This is a genomic window from Lentzea sp. NEAU-D7 (assembly GCF_026242055.1).
Taxonomy (GTDB): Bacteria; Actinomycetota; Actinomycetes; order Mycobacteriales; family Pseudonocardiaceae; genus Lentzea.
Genome location: NZ_JAPJDL010000009.1, coordinates 68266 through 82618, shown reverse-complemented (window position 1 = coordinate 82618; position 14353 = coordinate 68266). Strand labels below are relative to the sequence as shown.

Genomic DNA, 14353 nt, shown 5'->3' with positions numbered 1-14353 from the left:
GCACCATCGAGTGCGCGGCGTTCCAACCGGCGTGCGGTGTCCCTCCAGGGAACGCCGCCCGCTTCCCCGGCGGCACCGCATGCCAGCGCCTCACTCCGGCGCCTCATTCCGGCACCATCGAGTGCGCGGCGTTCCAACCGGCGTGCGGTGTCCCTCCGGGGAACGCCGCCCGCTTCCCGGCGGCACCGCATCCCAGCACCTCACTCCCGTACCTCACTCCAACACCGTGAACGACGTGAACCACCACCTCCCGCCGCCGTGCTCGGCGCGACCGGCCACGGCCAGCACCCGCCCCTCCCTCCGCACGGTCACCGACATCTCCGCCACGAGCCGCGACGGGTGGCAGACCCGAGGCGGCCGCACCATCCGCGTGGTCCGGGAGCGGACCGACTCGCCGAGCCGGGCCGCCAGCGCGGGCACCGCGACCTCCCGCAGCAGCCGGGCGGGCCGGCGTCCGTCCAGCACCTCCAGCACCACCGCGAGCAGGCGTGCGGCGTCCAGCGCGGGGGACGGTGGCTCCGGGATCGGCACCCACACCGGGCGCGGCCGGGGCAGGGGGATCTGGGCGGGGCCTCCGACCGGAGGTTCGTAGGCGGGCAGGCGGCGGACCACTGGGGGCATGCCGACTTGGCGCGCCAGCGGCCAGATCAGGACACCGAACACCCGAAAGTGGCGTTACGGTCCCAGCCATGCTGAAAGCCCTGGTGCTCGACTACGGCGGCGTCCTGACCGACCCCGGTGAGGACAACCCCGCCGAACCGCCGCTCCTCACCGCCCTGCGCAAGGCGCGGCAGGGCGGGCTCAAGACCGCGCTGCTGTCCAATGCGGACGGGTGGTGGCAGCCGCCCGCCGTGCTGAGCGGGCTGCTGGACGTCGCGGTCATCTCCGGCGAGGTCGGGCTCGCCAAGCCGGACACCGACATCTACCTGCTCACGGCCACCAAGCTGGGCGTGGAACCGGGCGAGTGCGTCTTCGTCGACGACCTCGCGGTCAACGTCCACGGGGCTGCCGAGGCGGGCATGGTCGGCGTCCACCATCGGTCGACGCGGTCCACCCTCGAGGAGTTGGAGATCCTGCTAGCGATCGCGCTCCGCGATTGAGTGTTCACCCCGGAGCGTCATTGCCGCTTTTTCGGCGAGGCACTAGCGTCGAATTGGTCGGTAGTCGATTGCATAGGGGACAAAATGCGAAGAATTGTCGCTTGTGTTGCGGTCGCCATTGCAGCCACGGCAATTGCATCACCCGCGCAGGCACAGGAACGCGGCTGCTACGAGGATTACCTGAGGGACGGGCGCACCGTCGAGGTCTTCTGCGACCACGGCCGGCCAGGGCGGTTCCGGGCCGTCGCGCACTGCACGAACGGGCTCGGGGTGTGGGACGAGCAAGGGACGGTCGGCTGGGTCAGGGGCGAGTCCTCGGTGGCGACCTGCACGTCGCTGCTCGGGTACCCGCGGGTCGACGGGTACCACGTCGACTGGCTCTGATCACTGAGCCCGGCGCACCAGCTCGAAGCAGAGCACGGCCGCCGCTGACGCGACGTTCAGGGATTCCACGCCCGCCGCCATCGGAATGGAAAGCCACGACGTGATGTGCGGACGCACGTCGTCGGTGATTCCGGACGTTTCACTGCCGAGCACGAAAGCCGCGCGTGCTGGGAAAGAAGCGGAATAAATCGTGTCGGATGCGTGGGAATCGAGCGCGTGCAGCGAATAGCCGGACGCGCGCAACAAAGCCGAGGCCTCCGCCGCGGTGCCGCAGCGCAGAACGGGCGCTCGGAAAGCCACCCCGGCGGAGGCCTTCACCACGAGCGGGTCGATCGAGGCGACGCCGCGGCGCGGCACGACGATGCCGTCGATGCCCGCGGCGGTCGCGGTGCGCAGGATCATGCCCACGTTCGCGGGGGTCGTGATGCCGTCCAGCACGAGCACGGACCCCAGCGATCCCTCTTCCAGCGCAAGCGCCAGCGGCTTCATCCGCGGCGCGACCACGTCGGCGAGCACGCCCTGGTCCTGCTTGCCGTTGCCCGCCAGCACCTTCACGCGCTGCGCGGTCGCGCGCTGCACGGTGACGCCACGCGAACGGGCCGCGTCGAGGATCTCGCGCGCGGCCGGGCCACGGGCCGTGTCGGCGAGCACCACCTTGTCGACCGTGAGCGCCGAGTCGTCCAGCGCTTCCAGCACTGGCTTGCGGCCGTAGACGGTGACGAAGCGGTCCTTGGGCGAGATCTCCACCGGAAGAGAGTGCCAGAGGCGGGCACACGGAGCTCAAACGGGTGAAGAGCTCCACTAGAGCCGTTCGGCCCTTGTGTTTCGGATCATATCGATGATGATCGTCACATGACGGCAGGTATGCGCAGCGTCGCGCAACGTCAACATCTCGCGAGCGGTCAGGACTCGGACGTGTTCATCCGGTCCGACGGGCTGCTCGTCAAACGCACGCGCACCGGCCGTGACCTGCGGCGCGAGGCCGAGATGATGGCGTATCTGAGCGGCTGCGGCATCCCCGTCCCGCGCGTGCACGAGGCCACCGAGGACGAACTGGTGATGCAGTACGTGCCCGGCCCGCGGATGTCCGAGGAGATCGGCCGCAGGCCGTGGCTCGCGGGCAGCCTCGGTGAGGAGCTCGCAGACCTGCACCGTCGCCTCGACGTCATCCCGGCGCCCGGCTTCCTCAGCGGCGAGGGCGACCTGCTGCACCTCGACCTGCACCCCGGCAACGTCGTGCTCGGCCCGGAGGGGCCGGTGGTCCTGGACTGGGCGAGCGCCACCAAGGGCGACCGCAGGCTCGACGTCGCACTGAGCTGGGTGTCGCTCGCCGTCGCCCACCTCGCGCCGGTCATGAAGCTCACGCGCTGGCGGTTCCTCCGGTCGTTCATGGCCAACGTGGACCCGGAGGCGAGGAACGCGATCCCGGAGGCCGCGCGCATCCGGCTGGAGCGGCACGACCGCGATCCGCGCGAACGCGCGGCACTTCAGAAGCTGATGGACCGCGGACGCCACTAGGCTGGGTGCATGCCGGACCGCCTGTCAGCGCTGGACGCCTCGTTCCTGTACCTGGAGGACGCCAAGACGCCGATGCACGTCGGCGGTGTGGCGGTGTTCCGCCGGCCCAAGGCGGGCTTCGACTACGACAAGCTCGTCGACCTCATCGAGCAGCGCCTCAGCCTCGTGCCGCGCTACCGGCAGAAGGTCGTGCAGGTCCCCGGACGCATCGCGCGTCCCGTGTGGGTCGACGACCCGGACTTCGACGTCACCTACCACGTCCGCCGCAGCGCCCTGCCCAAGCCGGGCAACGAGACGCAGCTGCACGACCTGATCGCGCGCCTGATGTCGCGCCCCCTCGACCACTCCCGCCCGCTGTGGGAGATCTACCTGGTCGAGGGCCTCGAGAAGAACCAGACCGCGGTCATCACCAAGACCCACCAGGCCATGATCGACGGCATCGCGTCGCTGGAGATCGGCCAGGTCATGCTGGACGTCTCGCCGACGCCGCGCACCAACGTCGAGAACCTCTGGATGCCGCAGCCCGAGCCCAGTGCGCTGCAGCTCGTGGCCGACGCGGTCACCGACATCGTGCACAGCCCCGGCGAGCTCGTGGAGAACGTCCGCAGCGCCGCCCTCGACACCGTCAACACGGTCGAGAAGGTCTTCAACGCGTTCGGCGTGCTCGCCTCGGCGGTCCGCACCGCCGCCACGCCCGCGCCGGGCTCCCCGTTGAACGTCCGCATCACCTCGCCGCAGCGCCGGTTCGCCGTCGCACGCGCCCAGCTCGACGACCTGCGCGCCATCCGCAAGCAGCACGGCGGCACGGTCAACGACGTGGTGCTCGCGGCACTGAGCGGCGCCCTGCGGAACTGGCTGCTCAGCCGCGGCGAGAACGTCACCGGCAGCACCACGATCCGCGCGATGGCCCCGCTGAGCGTCCGCGAGGCCGATCCTGACTCGGGCAACAACGTGAGCGCCTACCTGGTCGACCTGCCGGTCGGTGAGCCGAACCCGGTCGTCCGCCTGCACCACGTGAGCCACGCGATGCGGGCGCACCAGGAGTCCGGTCAGTCCGTCGCCGCCGACGCGCTGGTGAAGGTCTCCGGCTTCGCGCCGCCGACGTTGCACGCCCTCGGCGCGCGGGCCGCCAGCTCGTTCAGCCGCCGGCTGTTCAACGTCATCGTCACCAACGTTCCCGGCCCGCAGGTGCCGCTGTACGCGGCGGGGGCCAGAATGACCGAGATCTTCCCGGTCGTCCCGCTCGCCAAGAACCAGGCGCTGGCCATCGGGGTGACGTCGTACGACGGCGGTGTGTACTTCGGTTTGAACGGCGACCGCGACGCCATGTCCGATGTGGACGTTCTCGCGACCATGGTCGAGGAGTCGGTGGAGGAATTGATGGGGACGGCCAGCGCATGAGGGTCTACATCCCGGCCACGGTGCCGATGCTGCGCGCGTTCGTCGACAACGGCGAACTGGCTCCGGTCACCGGCACGGCGTTCGCGCTGACACCGGCGCTGCGCGAGTCCTACGCGGCGGGTGACACGGAGGAACTGGAGTACGCGGCGATGCTCGACGCCGCGCGGGCTTCCCTGCGGCTGCTCGCGGCCGACGAGAAGGCGGAGCCGCGGCGCGCGGTGCTCGCGGTGGACGTGGACGACGTGACGTTGCGCCCCGACCTCGACTTCTCGGTCGTGAAGGTCGGCGGCTCGTTCACGCTGAAGGACGTCGCCGCCGTGCACCTCGACACGGCCGAGGCCGAACAGGACGTGCGCGCGGCCGTGGATGTCATCGACGCGGCGGACCTGGGCGACCCGGACGCGGAGTTCGCGCTGGGCAGCGCCGAGGACCACGAACTGGCCTGGTACGCGGCGCAGGAGCTCCCGTTCGTCCTGGAACTGCTCTAGCGGCGCTGGTCGTGCACCTCGGGCAGCTGGTCGAACCCGGCTGCCCGGTAGGTGGCGACGGCGCCGGTGTTCGAGCTCGGCGTGCAGACGAGCGCGCTCGACGAGCCGAGGTCCCGCAGCGCTGACGCCGCGGCCAGGGTGATGGCCCTGCCGAACCCCCTGCCCCGGTGGTCGTGGTGCACGCCCATCGGTTCGATCAACCCCGGCGTGCCCGGACCGGCCGACCACACCGTCACCGCCGCGACCGCGTGATCTCCGTCGAACGCGACCAGGCTGCGGGCGTCGGCGTACGGCGAACCGGCGGCCATCGCGTGCCAGCGCTCCTCGGTGAACGTCGACTTCTCGAACGACGCCCTGATCACGCCCGCGTGCACCTCGGCCCGGTCAGGCCCGATCACCTCGATCCGCACGCCCGGATCCGCCACGGGCTCGCCGAGGCCGCGGCGCAACGGCGTCCACGGCTCGTCCGACCGCCAACCGCGTTCGAACATCAGCTCCTGGAACCGCGTGCCCCGCGGGGACTCCACGTACACCGTCCCGGCGGGAAGGACGCCGCGCTCGGGAGTGCCGATGTCGTCGGCCAGCCGCAGGGCCAGCGATTCGTCGGCGCGGAGTTCCGGCGCGATCGTGAACCGCAGCAGGTCGGCGCCGTCCAGCAGCCCGACGGCGACGATCCGCCCGTCCCTGCGCCAGGTCCGCACCGCCGCGGCCGCCGCCTCGTCACCGAAACGCCGGTACCAGCCCAGATCTCCGGGGTGGAGCTGGAACGGCTGGTCGTCGTGCTGCCACTCCCGCAGCGCGCGCACGGCCTCGTCGAGCACGGTCACATCCCCTCCGCGGGCTCCCACAGCTCGATCCGGTTGCCCTCGGGGTCGACGCACCACCCGAACCGGCCGAACTCCGAGTCCTCGGTGTCGGGCAGCACCTCGACACCGCGTGCCTTCAGCTTGGCCATCAACGACACCAGGTCGTCCACGCGCAGGTTCAGCATGGTGCGCTGGTGGGGCTCGCCGATGTACTCCGTGTCCTGCGCGAACAACGCCATCGTCGTCGTGCCGGGGTACTCGTTCGTCGCCGTGTCGAGCCAGTGGAAGGTGACGGTGCCCTTCTCGCTCATCGGCACGCCCAGGTTCTCGCGGTACCAGGCCGCCAAGCGCACAGGATCCCTTGAACGCAGGAAAACCCCGCCGATGCCAGTCACCCGCGCCACCCGACGGACCCTACTACCGCGTGCCACGATGGGGGAATGGACGCAGTCACGTCTGCACCCGAACCGGTCAACGAGCCCGTGCGCACCTATGCACCCGGTAGCGCCGAACGGGCCAGCCTGCAAGCACGCATCGCGGAGCTCGAAGGCACCAAGCACGAGCTGACGATGACCATCAGCGGTGAACAGCGGATGGGTGGTGGCGACCGCATCGACGTGGTGCAGCCGCACGACCACAGGCACGTTCTCGGCGTGACGGCACAGGCCACGAACTCCGACGTCGCCGACGCCATGCGCGCCGCCCAGCACGCGGCGCCGGGCTGGCAGGAGCTGCCGTTCGACGAACGGGCGGCGGTGCTGCTGCGGGCGGCGGACCTGCTCGCGGGACCGTGGCGCGACACCCTCAACGCCGCCACGATCCTCGGCCAGTCGAAGTCCGTGCAGCAGGCCGAGATCGACGCGGCGTGCGAGCTCATCGACTTCCTGCGCTTCAACGTCCACTTCGGCCGCCGGATCCTCGAGGAACAGCCGGTCTCGTCGCCGGGCGTGTGGAACCGGATGGACCACCGGCCGCTCGACGGGTTCGTCGTGGCGATCACGCCGTTCAACTTCACCGCCATCGCGGGCAACCTGCCGCTGGCACCCGCGCTGATGGGCAACGCGGTGCTGTGGAAGCCGTCGCCGACGCAGCAGCTGGCCGCGCACTTCACCATGCGGCTGCTCGAAGAGGCGGGCCTGCCGCCGGGCGTGATCAACCTCGTGACCGGCGACGGCCAGGCGTTGAGCCAGGTCGCGTTGCGGGACCGGTTCTTCGCCGGACTGCACTTCACCGGCTCCACCCGCACGTTCAAGACGCTGTGGCAGACCATGGCGGGCAACCTCGACAACTACCGCGCCTACCCCCGCGTCGTCGGCGAGACCGGCGGCAAGGACTTCGTGCTGGCGCACGCTTCCGCCGATCCCCAGGCGCTCGTCACCGGGCTGGTGCGCGGTGCTTTCGAGTACCAGGGCCAGAAGTGCTCGGCGGCCTCGCGGGCGTACGTCCCGCGGTCCCTGTGGGAGGGCGGAGTGCGCGAGCAGCTGCTCGACGTCACGAAGTCGTTGTCCTACGGCGATGTCACGGACCTGTCGGTGTTCGGCGGCGCGGTGATCGACCACCGCGCGTTCGCCAAGCACAAGGAGGCGCTGCTGATGGCGTCCGCCTCCACCTCGGTCGAGGTGCTCGCCGGCGGCTCGTGCGACGACTCGGTGGGGTACTTCGTCGACCCGACGGTGCTGCTCGGCGAAGACCCGCGCCACGACATCTTCACGACCGAGTACTTCGGCCCGATCCTCGCCGTGCACGTCTACGAGGACGCGGACTTCCAGAAGATCATGGAGACCATCGACACCTCCACTCCGTACGCGCTGACCGGCGCCGTCTTCGCGCGCGACCGCGCCGCCATCGAGCAGGCACACCGCGCGTTGCGGTTCGCCGCGGGCAACTTCTACGTCAACGACAAGCCGACCGGTGCCGTCGTCGGGCAGCAGCCGTTCGGCGGGTCGCGCGGTTCCGGCACCAACGACAAGGCGGGCTCGATCTACAACCTGCAGCGGTGGACGAGCCCGCGTGCCATCAAGGAGACCCTGGTACCGCAGACGGACCACCGGTACCCGCACATGGGTTAGTGCCGCGGTTTCCAGCCGGTGGCCTCGGTGAGCTTCGTGCTGACCACCCGCTGTGAGCGGCCGAACACCTCGAGCGACGCGGCGAACCTGCCGAAGAACTTCGGCAGGCGCGTGATTCCCGTGTTCCGCTTGAGAACCGGCGTCCCGACGTTGTAGATCCCCGCGGGCGCGTCGAGCGCGGCGACCGCTGCCGCCGCCGCGTCCGCGGGGTGCACGACCGACATCCAGCCGTCGCCGACGAGCACCGGCGGTGACATCGCCTCGCCGCCGATCAGCATCCCGATGCGCAGGAACACGCCGCCGGGGTGCTTCAGCACGTTGTGCTGCGCGGTGACCGAGCTGGCGATGTGCCCGACGGGCTTGATCGGCGCGTCCTCGCCGAGCTCGCGGTCACCGCCGTCCGCGTAGACGAACGAGATGCCCTCCTGCACGACCCGCCCGACCCCGGCCCTCGTCGCGGCCTCGACCACGGCGGCACTGCCCTCGGTGCGAAGGCGGTTGTTCTCCGCCCACGCGCTCGCGAGCACGGCTTTGGCGCTGAGCGGGATGCGGGTGGCGAGGTTGACCACGGCGTCGTAGCCCGTGAACGCGGCCGTGAGCTGGTCCACGTCGAACACCGAGGTCGTCCGCCTGTCCAGCACACCGACCTCGTGTCCCGCCGCCCGCAGCTGGGGCACCGCTTCGCGTCCGAGAACGCCCGTCGCACCGATCACGAATACCTTCATGACCAGTGGACGAGGCAGCGCGTCAGGATGTGACGACCATCCGCGCGAAGGCGTCGCCCGCGTAGCCCTGCACGGCCTTGGCGACCTGGCCGCTGTTGCCGCCCCGCAGGAACACGACGACTTCCAGCGACTCGGTGGCGTTGACCGCCACGAGTTCGGTGCACTCGATGCCGTTCGGCGTCTCGGCGCACGTCATCGACGCCGAGTGACCGTCACCGACCAGCAGCTCCATGGACTGGTCCGGTCGCACGTAGGCGTCCGCGAACCTCACGCGGACAACCTGGTCGTTCCCGGCACCGACCCGGAACAGGCAGGACCGCGGGGTGTCCGGCTGCGGCTGCGGGGTGCCGGACAGCGGTTCGTCGAAGTCGCTCGCCACGAGCACCTGGCACGGGTCGGCGGGCAGCTTGCGCGGCGTGTCGAGGCGCGGCGACGTGGTGGTGACCGTCGTGGTGGTCGTGGGCGTCATGCTCGGAGGTGTCGTCGTCGCCACCGGGGTGGCGGTGCAGCCCGCGAGCAGGAGCAGCAACGGCAGGACGCGCTTCACTTGGGCAACCTCTCCACGGCCTTCGCCGCCAGTCCCTGGGTGACCTGTCCGACCACGTTGAGGTCGTGGCTGCGCTGCAGGACCTTCAGCCCGATGAGCTGCCCCTCCCGCACCTCGACGACGGCGTCGCACGTCACCTCGCCCGAGGAGACGGCGCACTTGCGCGTGAGCGGGCGGTCGCCGATCACCCCGCCGTAGCCGCCGTCGGACAGCAGCTTCTGCGACTCGTCCGCGTACTTCGCGCTCAGCAACGTCAGCCGCACGGTCAGCGAGCCGAACGGGTAGTCGCACGTCCGCTCGGTCCTGGTGGGGGAGCCGTTCATCTGGCCCGCGTCGCCGGTCCGCAGCAGCGAGCAGGGATCGGTGTCCTCGAACTTCGGGGCGGTCGGCTGTGCGGTCGAGCAGGCCGTCAGGGCGAGCAGCAGCACCGGAAGCAGTCGGATCATGAGAACAACCTTCGCACCACCGCGACGGACCGGGTGCGGGCGACCGACCCGACGTCGTAGTTGCGCGGAATCTTCTCAGCGGTCATCACCAGCACGCGGTCCGCCGCCAGCTCGGTCACGGTGACGCCGATGCTGCTCGACGGTTCGCTGGTGAAGTCGGACTGCACGCCCCACCAGGCCTTGCGGCCCTCGACGGTGAGTTCCGAGCCTTCGTGCACGCGGACCTTCGCCTGCTCCAGCGACTCGTTCTCGACGCTCATCCACACGGTCTGGCCCTCGACCGACCAACGGCAGCTCAGCGGCTCGTCGAGCGGCTCGGGTGCCTTCGTGAAGGGCTTCTCGAAGTCCGGTTCGGCGAGCAACGTGCAGGCGTCGACCGTGGCGAGGTCACGCAGTTTCGGAGTGGCTGGAGCCGGAGCCGGCGCGGGCGTCGAGCACGCGGTCAGCACGGCCAGCAGCCACACAGCCCCCAGACGTCTGTTCACAAGGGACAGTGTGACCGACCGGCGCAACCTCAATCCGTGTAGTCGTCCATGCCGGCACGGGACGCCAGCAGCCGCCGCAGCGACGTCAGCCGGCCCGGTGCGTCCGGCACGAGCTCGTCCAGCATGCAGCCGGGGTCCTCGGGCGAGCCCAGGTGGCCGCAGCCGGGCGGGCACTCCTCGGCGGCCTCGGCGAAGTCCGGGAAGGCCTTCACGATGTCGTCCGGCGTGATGTGGGCGAGGCCGAACGAGCGGATGCCCGGCGTGTCCACGACCCAGCCGCCCTCGGGCAGCCGCAGGGCGACGGCCTGGGTGGAGGTGTGCCGGCCCTTGCCGACGCCGGACACCACGCCCACCGCGCGGTTCGCGCCCGGCACGAGCTTGTTGACCAGGGTGGACTTGCCGACGCCGGAGTGGCCGATCAGGCACGACACCGTGTTGGCCAGGCGGGCGCGCAGTTCGGCGGGCTCCTCGTCGGAGCGGGTCACGACCACCGCCACGTCGAGCTCGGTGTAGAGCGCCAGCAGGGCGTCCGCCGAGGCGAGGTCCGACTTCGTCAGGCACAGCACCGGTTCCAGGCCGCCCGCGTACGCGGCGACCAGGCAGCGGTCGATGAAACCCGTGCGCGGCGGGGGATCCGCCAGCGCGACGACCATGATGAGCTGGGACGCGTTCGCGACGACGACCCGTTCGAACGGATCGGTGTCGTCCGCGGTCCGGCGCAGCACCGAGGTCCGCTCCTCGACGCGCACGATGCGGGCCAGCGTGTCCGGCTGCCCCGACGTGTCACCGACGACGCCCACCTGGTCGCCGACCACGACGGGCGTGCGGCCCAGTTCCCGGGCGCGCATCGCCGTGACGACGGCACCGGACTCCATGGCGCACGTCCAGCGGCCGCGGTCCACGCCGATGATCATCGCGGTCTCGGCGTCCGCGTGTTCCGGCCGCCTCTTGCTGCGCGGCCGCGTCCCCTTGCCGGGGCGCACGCGCACATCGGACTCGTCGAGCCGGCGCCAGTCCTGCTTGCTCACTTCTACGCGCCCCCGGTGAGCATGGCGTCCCACATGCCCGGGAAGTCGGGGATCGTCTTGGTGGTGCTGCCGATGTCGTCCACCGACATGCCCGGCACCACCAGCCCGATGATCGCCCCCGCGGTCGCCATCCTGTGGTCGGCGTAGGCCTTCCACACGCCGCCGCGCAGGGGAGCGGGGTCGATGACCAGGCCGTCCTCGGTCTCGGTCGCGTTGCCGCCGACCGCGTTGATCTCGTTGACGAGCGCGGCGATCCGGTCGGTCTCGTGGCCGCGGATGTGCGCCACGCCCCGGATGGTCGTGCGGCCCTCGGCCAGCGCCGCGAGCGCGGCGACGGTCGGCGTGAGCTCGCTCTCGTCACGCAGGTCGATGTCCACACCGGACAGCTTCGCCGGGCCCCGCACGGTCAGGCCGCGCTCCGACACCTCGACCGCACAGCCCATGCGCTCCAGGATGCCGCGCACCGCGTCGCCGGGCTGGGTCGTGGTGGCGGGCCAGTGCGGGATCGTCACCTCGCCACCGGTCACCGCGGCCGCCGCGAGGAACACCGTCGCGTTCGACAGGTCCGGCTCCACGTGCCACGTGCGCGCCTTGATCGCACCGGGTTCGACGCGCCACACGTTCGGCACGCTCGTGTCCACCTCGACGCCGACCGACCGCAGCGTCTGGACCGTCATGTCGATGTGCGGCAACGAGGGCACGGGCTTGCCGTCGTGCCGGATCGTCACGCCCTTGTCGAACCGGGCGGCGGACAGCAGCAGCCCGGACACGAACTGCGACGAGCCCGACGCGTCGATCGTCACCTCGCCACCGGGCACCGATCCCTTGCCGTGCAACGTGAACGGCAGCGCGTCCCCGTCGACCTCGACGCCCAGCGACCGCAGCGCACCCAGCACGGTGCTCATCGGCCGCGTCCGCGCGTGCGGGTCGCCGTCGAACCGGATCTCGCCCTCGGCCAGCGCGGCTGCGGGCGGCAGGAAGCGCATGACCGTGCCCGCGAGGCCGCAGTCGACCTCGGCCGGTCCGCGCAGCGCGCCGGGCTGCACGTCCCAGCCGCCGTCCTCGCGATCGGTGACGCCGACGCCCAGCGACGACAGCGCGGCCGTCATCAGCACCGTGTCGCGGCTGCGCAGCGGCGCGTGGACCGTGGACGGCCCGTCGGCCAGCGCCGCGAGGACCAGGACGCGGTTGGTGATCGACTTCGAGCCGGGCACCGGCACCGTCGAGTGGACTGGGCCGGACGCGCTGGGAGCTGACCAGTGCTGAGTCATGCACGAATGATCCCGCATCGGGGGTGACGGGGTGACCACCAGCCTTCACAGCGGCTTTCGACGGCCGTCTGAACGCCAAGAGCCGGCGCGAACGCCGGTGGTCACCCCGCCGGGCAAGCTCGCACAGGTGTTCCCGGCGTGGGACAATCTGGACTTCGGAGGTGATCGGTTTTGTGCGGTAGGTACGCCTCCACCAAGGACCCGGCGCTGCTGGCGGCCGAGTTCGACGCGGTGGACGGGACCGGCGACGAGGCACCGGGGGCGGACTACAACATCGCTCCCACCAAGCGCGTCATGGCGGTGGTCGAGCGTCAGCCGGAGGACGAGGAGCTGGAACGCAGCCTCCGCGTCATGCGCTGGGGGCTCGTCCCGCACTGGGCCAAGGACCTCTCCGGCGCGGCGAAGATGATCAACGCCCGCGCCGAGACCGTGCTGACCAAGCCCGCGTACAAGCAGTCGGCGATCAAGCGGCGCTGCATCATCCCCGCCACCGGCTGGTACGAGTGGCAGCCGGGCGAGGGGCGCAAGCAGCCGTACTTCATCACGCTCGGGGACGACACGTCCCTGGCGATGGCGGGCCTGTGGTCCGTGTGGTGGAAGGACGACGTCCCGACCGTCACGTGCGCCGTGCTCACCACGGACGCCATCGGCGCGATGACCGAGGTGCACCACCGCATGCCGTTGCTGCTGCCCCCGGACCGCTGGTCGGCGTGGCTCGACCCGGCGTCGCTCGACCCGAGCGAGCTGCTGTCCCCCGACCCGTCGATCGTCGAGGCGCTCGAGCTGCGGCCGGTGTCGACCGAGGTGAACAGCGTGAAGAACAACAAGCCGTCCCTCATGGACCGCGTCTCGCTCACCGAGGACGAGAAGCCCGCGCCCACCTTGTTCGAGCCGTCATGACCACGTTGTTGGTGGACACCCCGCACGGCCCCGCGCGTGCCTCGCTGCACTGTGCCCACGAGCCGCGGGCGGCACTGCTCCTGGGCCACGGCGCCGGCGGCGGCGTCGAGGCTCCGGACCTCGTCGCCGCGTGCCACGCCGCGAACTCCGTCGGCGTGCACGTCGCGTTGATCGAACAGCCCTACCGCGTCGCGGGCCGCCGTGCCCCGGCGCCGGCGGGCCAGCTCGACACGGCGTGGCTGGCGGTGGTCGAGGACCTGGGCGAACGCTGGTTCGACGGCCTGCCCCTGGTGTTCGGGGGCCGGTCGTCGGGCGCGCGCGTCGCCTGCCGGACCTCGGTCGAGGGCCAGGCCGTCGCGGTGCTGTGCCTGGCCTTCCCGGTGCACCCGCCGGGCAAGCCCGAGAAGTCGCGGATGGCCGAACTGGACGGCGTCGAGGTCGCCACGCTGGTCGTGCAGGGCGAGAACGACCCGTTCGGCCAGCCGGACCGCGCGCTGCACCGGGAGGTCGTGTTGCTCAAGGGCGACCACTCGTTGAAGGCCTCGGTCGCGGACGTCGGCCGCTACGTCGGCGAGTGGATGGACCGCGTGCTGCGCCCGCTGGACTAACGTTCGGCCCATGACGGTCTTCGATGAACAGGGCAGGCCAGAACCACCGATGGCAGGCGACGAGCTCGCCACCCTCAAGGGCTTCCTCGAGTTCCACCGCGCCACCCTCATGTGGAAGATCGAGGGCCTCACCGCGGAGCAGCTCAACGTGAGCGCCGCGAAGTCCACGATGACCCTGGGCGGGATGGTCAAGCACCTCGCCTACGTGGAGCAGCAGTGGTTCCGCGTCGTCCTGCACGACCGCGAGCCGCTGGAACCGTGGGCGAGCGTCGACTGGAAGACGGACAACGACTGGGACTGGTGCTCGGCCGCCGACGACACCCCGGAGCAGTTGCGCGCGTTGTGGCTGCGTGCTGTCGACGGCGCCAGGAAGGACCTCATCGAGGCGCTCAGGCGCGGTGACCTGAGCCAGCCGGCGAAGCGAGCGCCGTGGCGTGACGGGCGAGTTCCCAGCCTGCGGTGGATCCTCACGCACATGATCGAGGAATATGCCCGCCACAACGGTCACGCCGATCTGATCCGCGAGGCGATCGACGGGCAGACGGGGGAATAGCGCGCTGTCCGAATGGACACCTCA

At 70.9% G+C, this 14353-nt stretch carries 19 protein-coding genes; 9 read left to right on the top strand and 10 right to left on the bottom strand.

Annotated elements, in window-relative coordinates:
* Positions 1 to 213: 213 nt before the first annotated feature.
* Positions 214 to 621, bottom strand: a complete 408-nt coding sequence (locus tag ORI60_RS19605) for an Rv3235 family protein (protein WP_266039019.1) — start codon at positions 619 to 621, stop codon at positions 214 to 216.
* A 68-nt stretch (positions 622 to 689) separates the two neighbouring features.
* On the opposite strand from ORI60_RS19605, the gene ORI60_RS19600 reads away from it, so the two are divergent.
* Together ORI60_RS19600 and ORI60_RS19595 are read left to right on the top strand one after the other, a co-directional pair.
* The gene (locus tag ORI60_RS19600) at positions 690 to 1100 is read left to right on the top strand and encodes an HAD-IA family hydrolase (RefSeq protein WP_266039018.1); all 411 of its coding nucleotides are present in this window, start codon (positions 690 to 692) and stop codon (positions 1098 to 1100) included.
* 84 nt (positions 1101 to 1184) lie between these two features.
* Positions 1185 to 1484 carry a hypothetical protein gene (locus ORI60_RS19595; RefSeq protein ID WP_266039016.1) on the top strand — a complete coding sequence of 100 codons (300 nt, stop codon included), beginning with the start codon at positions 1185 to 1187 and terminating at the stop codon, positions 1482 to 1484.
* Here ORI60_RS19595 and ORI60_RS19590 read toward each other — a convergent pair whose 3' ends face one another.
* A complete protein-coding gene (locus ORI60_RS19590) occupies positions 1485 to 2231 on the bottom strand; it encodes a TrmH family RNA methyltransferase (protein ID WP_266039014.1) in 747 nt (248 codons plus the stop codon). It abuts the gene before it with no gap.
* A gap of 105 nt (positions 2232 to 2336) precedes the next feature.
* Here ORI60_RS19590 and ORI60_RS19585 point away from each other — a divergent pair, with 105 nt between their 5' ends.
* From ORI60_RS19585 to ORI60_RS19575, 3 genes are read left to right on the top strand one after another with little or no spacing between them, the layout of a single operon-like run.
* Complete coding sequence (locus ORI60_RS19585; protein ID WP_266039012.1) at positions 2337 to 3002, top strand: phosphotransferase; 666 nt, start codon at positions 2337 to 2339, stop codon at positions 3000 to 3002.
* Positions 3003 to 3011: 9 nt separating this feature from the next.
* Positions 3012 to 4403, top strand: a complete 1392-nt coding sequence (locus tag ORI60_RS19580) for a WS/DGAT/MGAT family O-acyltransferase (RefSeq protein ID WP_266039010.1) — start codon at positions 3012 to 3014, stop codon at positions 4401 to 4403.
* Entirely contained in the window at positions 4400 to 4891 is a 492-nt protein-coding gene (locus tag ORI60_RS19575) for a DUF6912 family protein (protein WP_266039008.1), read from the top strand. The genes ORI60_RS19580 and ORI60_RS19575 overlap by 4 nt, the downstream gene beginning before the upstream one ends.
* Here the strand turns inward: ORI60_RS19575 and ORI60_RS19570 are convergent.
* Both ORI60_RS19570 and ORI60_RS19565 read right to left on the bottom strand, forming a co-directional pair.
* Positions 4888 to 5718: a GNAT family N-acetyltransferase gene (locus tag ORI60_RS19570; RefSeq protein ID WP_266039005.1), complete on the bottom strand. Its 831-nt coding sequence runs from the start codon at positions 5716 to 5718 to the stop codon at positions 4888 to 4890. The genes ORI60_RS19575 and ORI60_RS19570 overlap by 4 nt on opposite strands.
* A complete protein-coding gene (locus ORI60_RS19565) occupies positions 5715 to 6092 on the bottom strand; it encodes a VOC family protein (RefSeq protein WP_266039365.1) in 378 nt (125 codons plus the stop codon). The genes ORI60_RS19570 and ORI60_RS19565 overlap by 4 nt, the downstream gene beginning before the upstream one ends.
* Before the next feature lie 45 nt (positions 6093 to 6137).
* Here ORI60_RS19565 and pruA point away from each other — a divergent pair, with 45 nt between their 5' ends.
* Positions 6138 to 7766, top strand: a complete 1629-nt coding sequence (gene pruA, locus ORI60_RS19560; protein WP_266039003.1) for an L-glutamate gamma-semialdehyde dehydrogenase — start codon at positions 6138 to 6140, stop codon at positions 7764 to 7766.
* On the opposite strand, the gene ORI60_RS19555 is transcribed toward pruA, so the two are convergent.
* From ORI60_RS19555 to aroA, 6 genes are read right to left on the bottom strand one after another with little or no spacing between them, the layout of a single operon-like run.
* On the bottom strand, positions 7763 to 8479 hold the full coding sequence (locus ORI60_RS19555; RefSeq protein WP_266039001.1) for an NAD-dependent epimerase/dehydratase family protein: 717 nt from the start codon (positions 8477 to 8479) through the stop codon (positions 7763 to 7765). The two genes, pruA and ORI60_RS19555, sit on opposite strands and share 4 nt — an antisense overlap.
* Before the next feature lie 34 nt (positions 8480 to 8513).
* The gene (locus tag ORI60_RS19550) at positions 8514 to 9038 is read right to left on the bottom strand and encodes a hypothetical protein (RefSeq protein WP_266038999.1); all 525 of its coding nucleotides are present in this window, start codon (positions 9036 to 9038) and stop codon (positions 8514 to 8516) included.
* Complete coding sequence (locus tag ORI60_RS19545; protein WP_266038997.1) at positions 9035 to 9484, bottom strand: hypothetical protein; 450 nt, start codon at positions 9482 to 9484, stop codon at positions 9035 to 9037. Before ORI60_RS19545 ends, ORI60_RS19550 begins: the two co-directional genes overlap by 4 nt.
* Positions 9481 to 9969 carry a hypothetical protein gene (locus tag ORI60_RS19540; protein ID WP_266038995.1) on the bottom strand — a complete coding sequence of 163 codons (489 nt, stop codon included), beginning with the start codon at positions 9967 to 9969 and terminating at the stop codon, positions 9481 to 9483. Before ORI60_RS19540 ends, ORI60_RS19545 begins: the two co-directional genes overlap by 4 nt.
* A 29-nt stretch (positions 9970 to 9998) precedes the next feature.
* A complete protein-coding gene (gene rsgA / locus ORI60_RS19535; protein ID WP_266038993.1) occupies positions 9999 to 10997 on the bottom strand; it encodes a ribosome small subunit-dependent GTPase A in 999 nt (332 codons plus the stop codon).
* 2 nt (positions 10998 to 10999) lie between these two features.
* On the bottom strand, positions 11000 to 12268 hold the full coding sequence (gene aroA, locus ORI60_RS19530) for a 3-phosphoshikimate 1-carboxyvinyltransferase (protein WP_266038992.1): 1269 nt from the start codon (positions 12266 to 12268) through the stop codon (positions 11000 to 11002).
* Positions 12269 to 12439: 171 nt separating this feature from the next.
* On the opposite strand from aroA, the gene ORI60_RS19525 reads away from it, so the two are divergent.
* The 3 genes from ORI60_RS19525 to ORI60_RS19515 are packed head-to-tail and all read left to right on the top strand — an operon-like array spanning position 12440 to position 14329.
* On the top strand, positions 12440 to 13168 hold the full coding sequence (locus ORI60_RS19525) for an SOS response-associated peptidase (protein WP_266038990.1): 729 nt from the start codon (positions 12440 to 12442) through the stop codon (positions 13166 to 13168).
* Positions 13165 to 13776: an alpha/beta family hydrolase gene (locus tag ORI60_RS19520; RefSeq protein WP_266038988.1), complete on the top strand. Its 612-nt coding sequence runs from the start codon at positions 13165 to 13167 to the stop codon at positions 13774 to 13776. Before ORI60_RS19525 ends, ORI60_RS19520 begins: the two co-directional genes overlap by 4 nt.
* 10 nt (positions 13777 to 13786) lie before the next feature.
* Positions 13787 to 14329, top strand: a complete 543-nt coding sequence (locus ORI60_RS19515) for a DinB family protein (RefSeq protein ID WP_266038986.1) — start codon at positions 13787 to 13789, stop codon at positions 14327 to 14329.
* The last annotated feature ends 24 nt before the right edge of the window (positions 14330 to 14353 follow it).

What these genes read in the sequence shown, in the direction of transcription:
- ORI60_RS19585 (WP_266039012.1), top strand. Translation starts at nt 2,337, where the DNA reads ATGACGGCAGGTATGCGCAGCGTCGCGCAACGTCAACATCTCGCGAGC.
- aroA (WP_266038992.1), bottom strand. Translation starts at nt 12,268, where the DNA reads ATGACTCAGCACTGGTCAGCTCCCAGCGCGTCCGGCCCAGTCCACTCG.
- ORI60_RS19520 (WP_266038988.1), top strand. Translation starts at nt 13,165, where the DNA reads ATGACCACGTTGTTGGTGGACACCCCGCACGGCCCCGCGCGTGCCTCG.
- ORI60_RS19515 (WP_266038986.1), top strand. Translation starts at nt 13,787, where the DNA reads ATGACGGTCTTCGATGAACAGGGCAGGCCAGAACCACCGATGGCAGGC.
- ORI60_RS19600 (WP_266039018.1), top strand. Translation starts at nt 690, where the DNA reads ATGCTGAAAGCCCTGGTGCTCGACTACGGCGGCGTCCTGACCGACCCC.
- ORI60_RS19545 (WP_266038997.1), bottom strand. Translation starts at nt 9,484, where the DNA reads ATGATCCGACTGCTTCCGGTGCTGCTGCTCGCCCTGACGGCCTGCTCG.
- pruA (WP_266039003.1), top strand. Translation starts at nt 6,138, where the DNA reads ATGGACGCAGTCACGTCTGCACCCGAACCGGTCAACGAGCCCGTGCGC.
- ORI60_RS19575 (WP_266039008.1), top strand. Translation starts at nt 4,400, where the DNA reads ATGAGGGTCTACATCCCGGCCACGGTGCCGATGCTGCGCGCGTTCGTC.
- ORI60_RS19595 (WP_266039016.1), top strand. Translation starts at nt 1,185, where the DNA reads ATGCGAAGAATTGTCGCTTGTGTTGCGGTCGCCATTGCAGCCACGGCA.
- ORI60_RS19580 (WP_266039010.1), top strand. Translation starts at nt 3,012, where the DNA reads ATGCCGGACCGCCTGTCAGCGCTGGACGCCTCGTTCCTGTACCTGGAG.
- ORI60_RS19605 (WP_266039019.1), bottom strand. Translation starts at nt 621, where the DNA reads ATGCCCCCAGTGGTCCGCCGCCTGCCCGCCTACGAACCTCCGGTCGGA.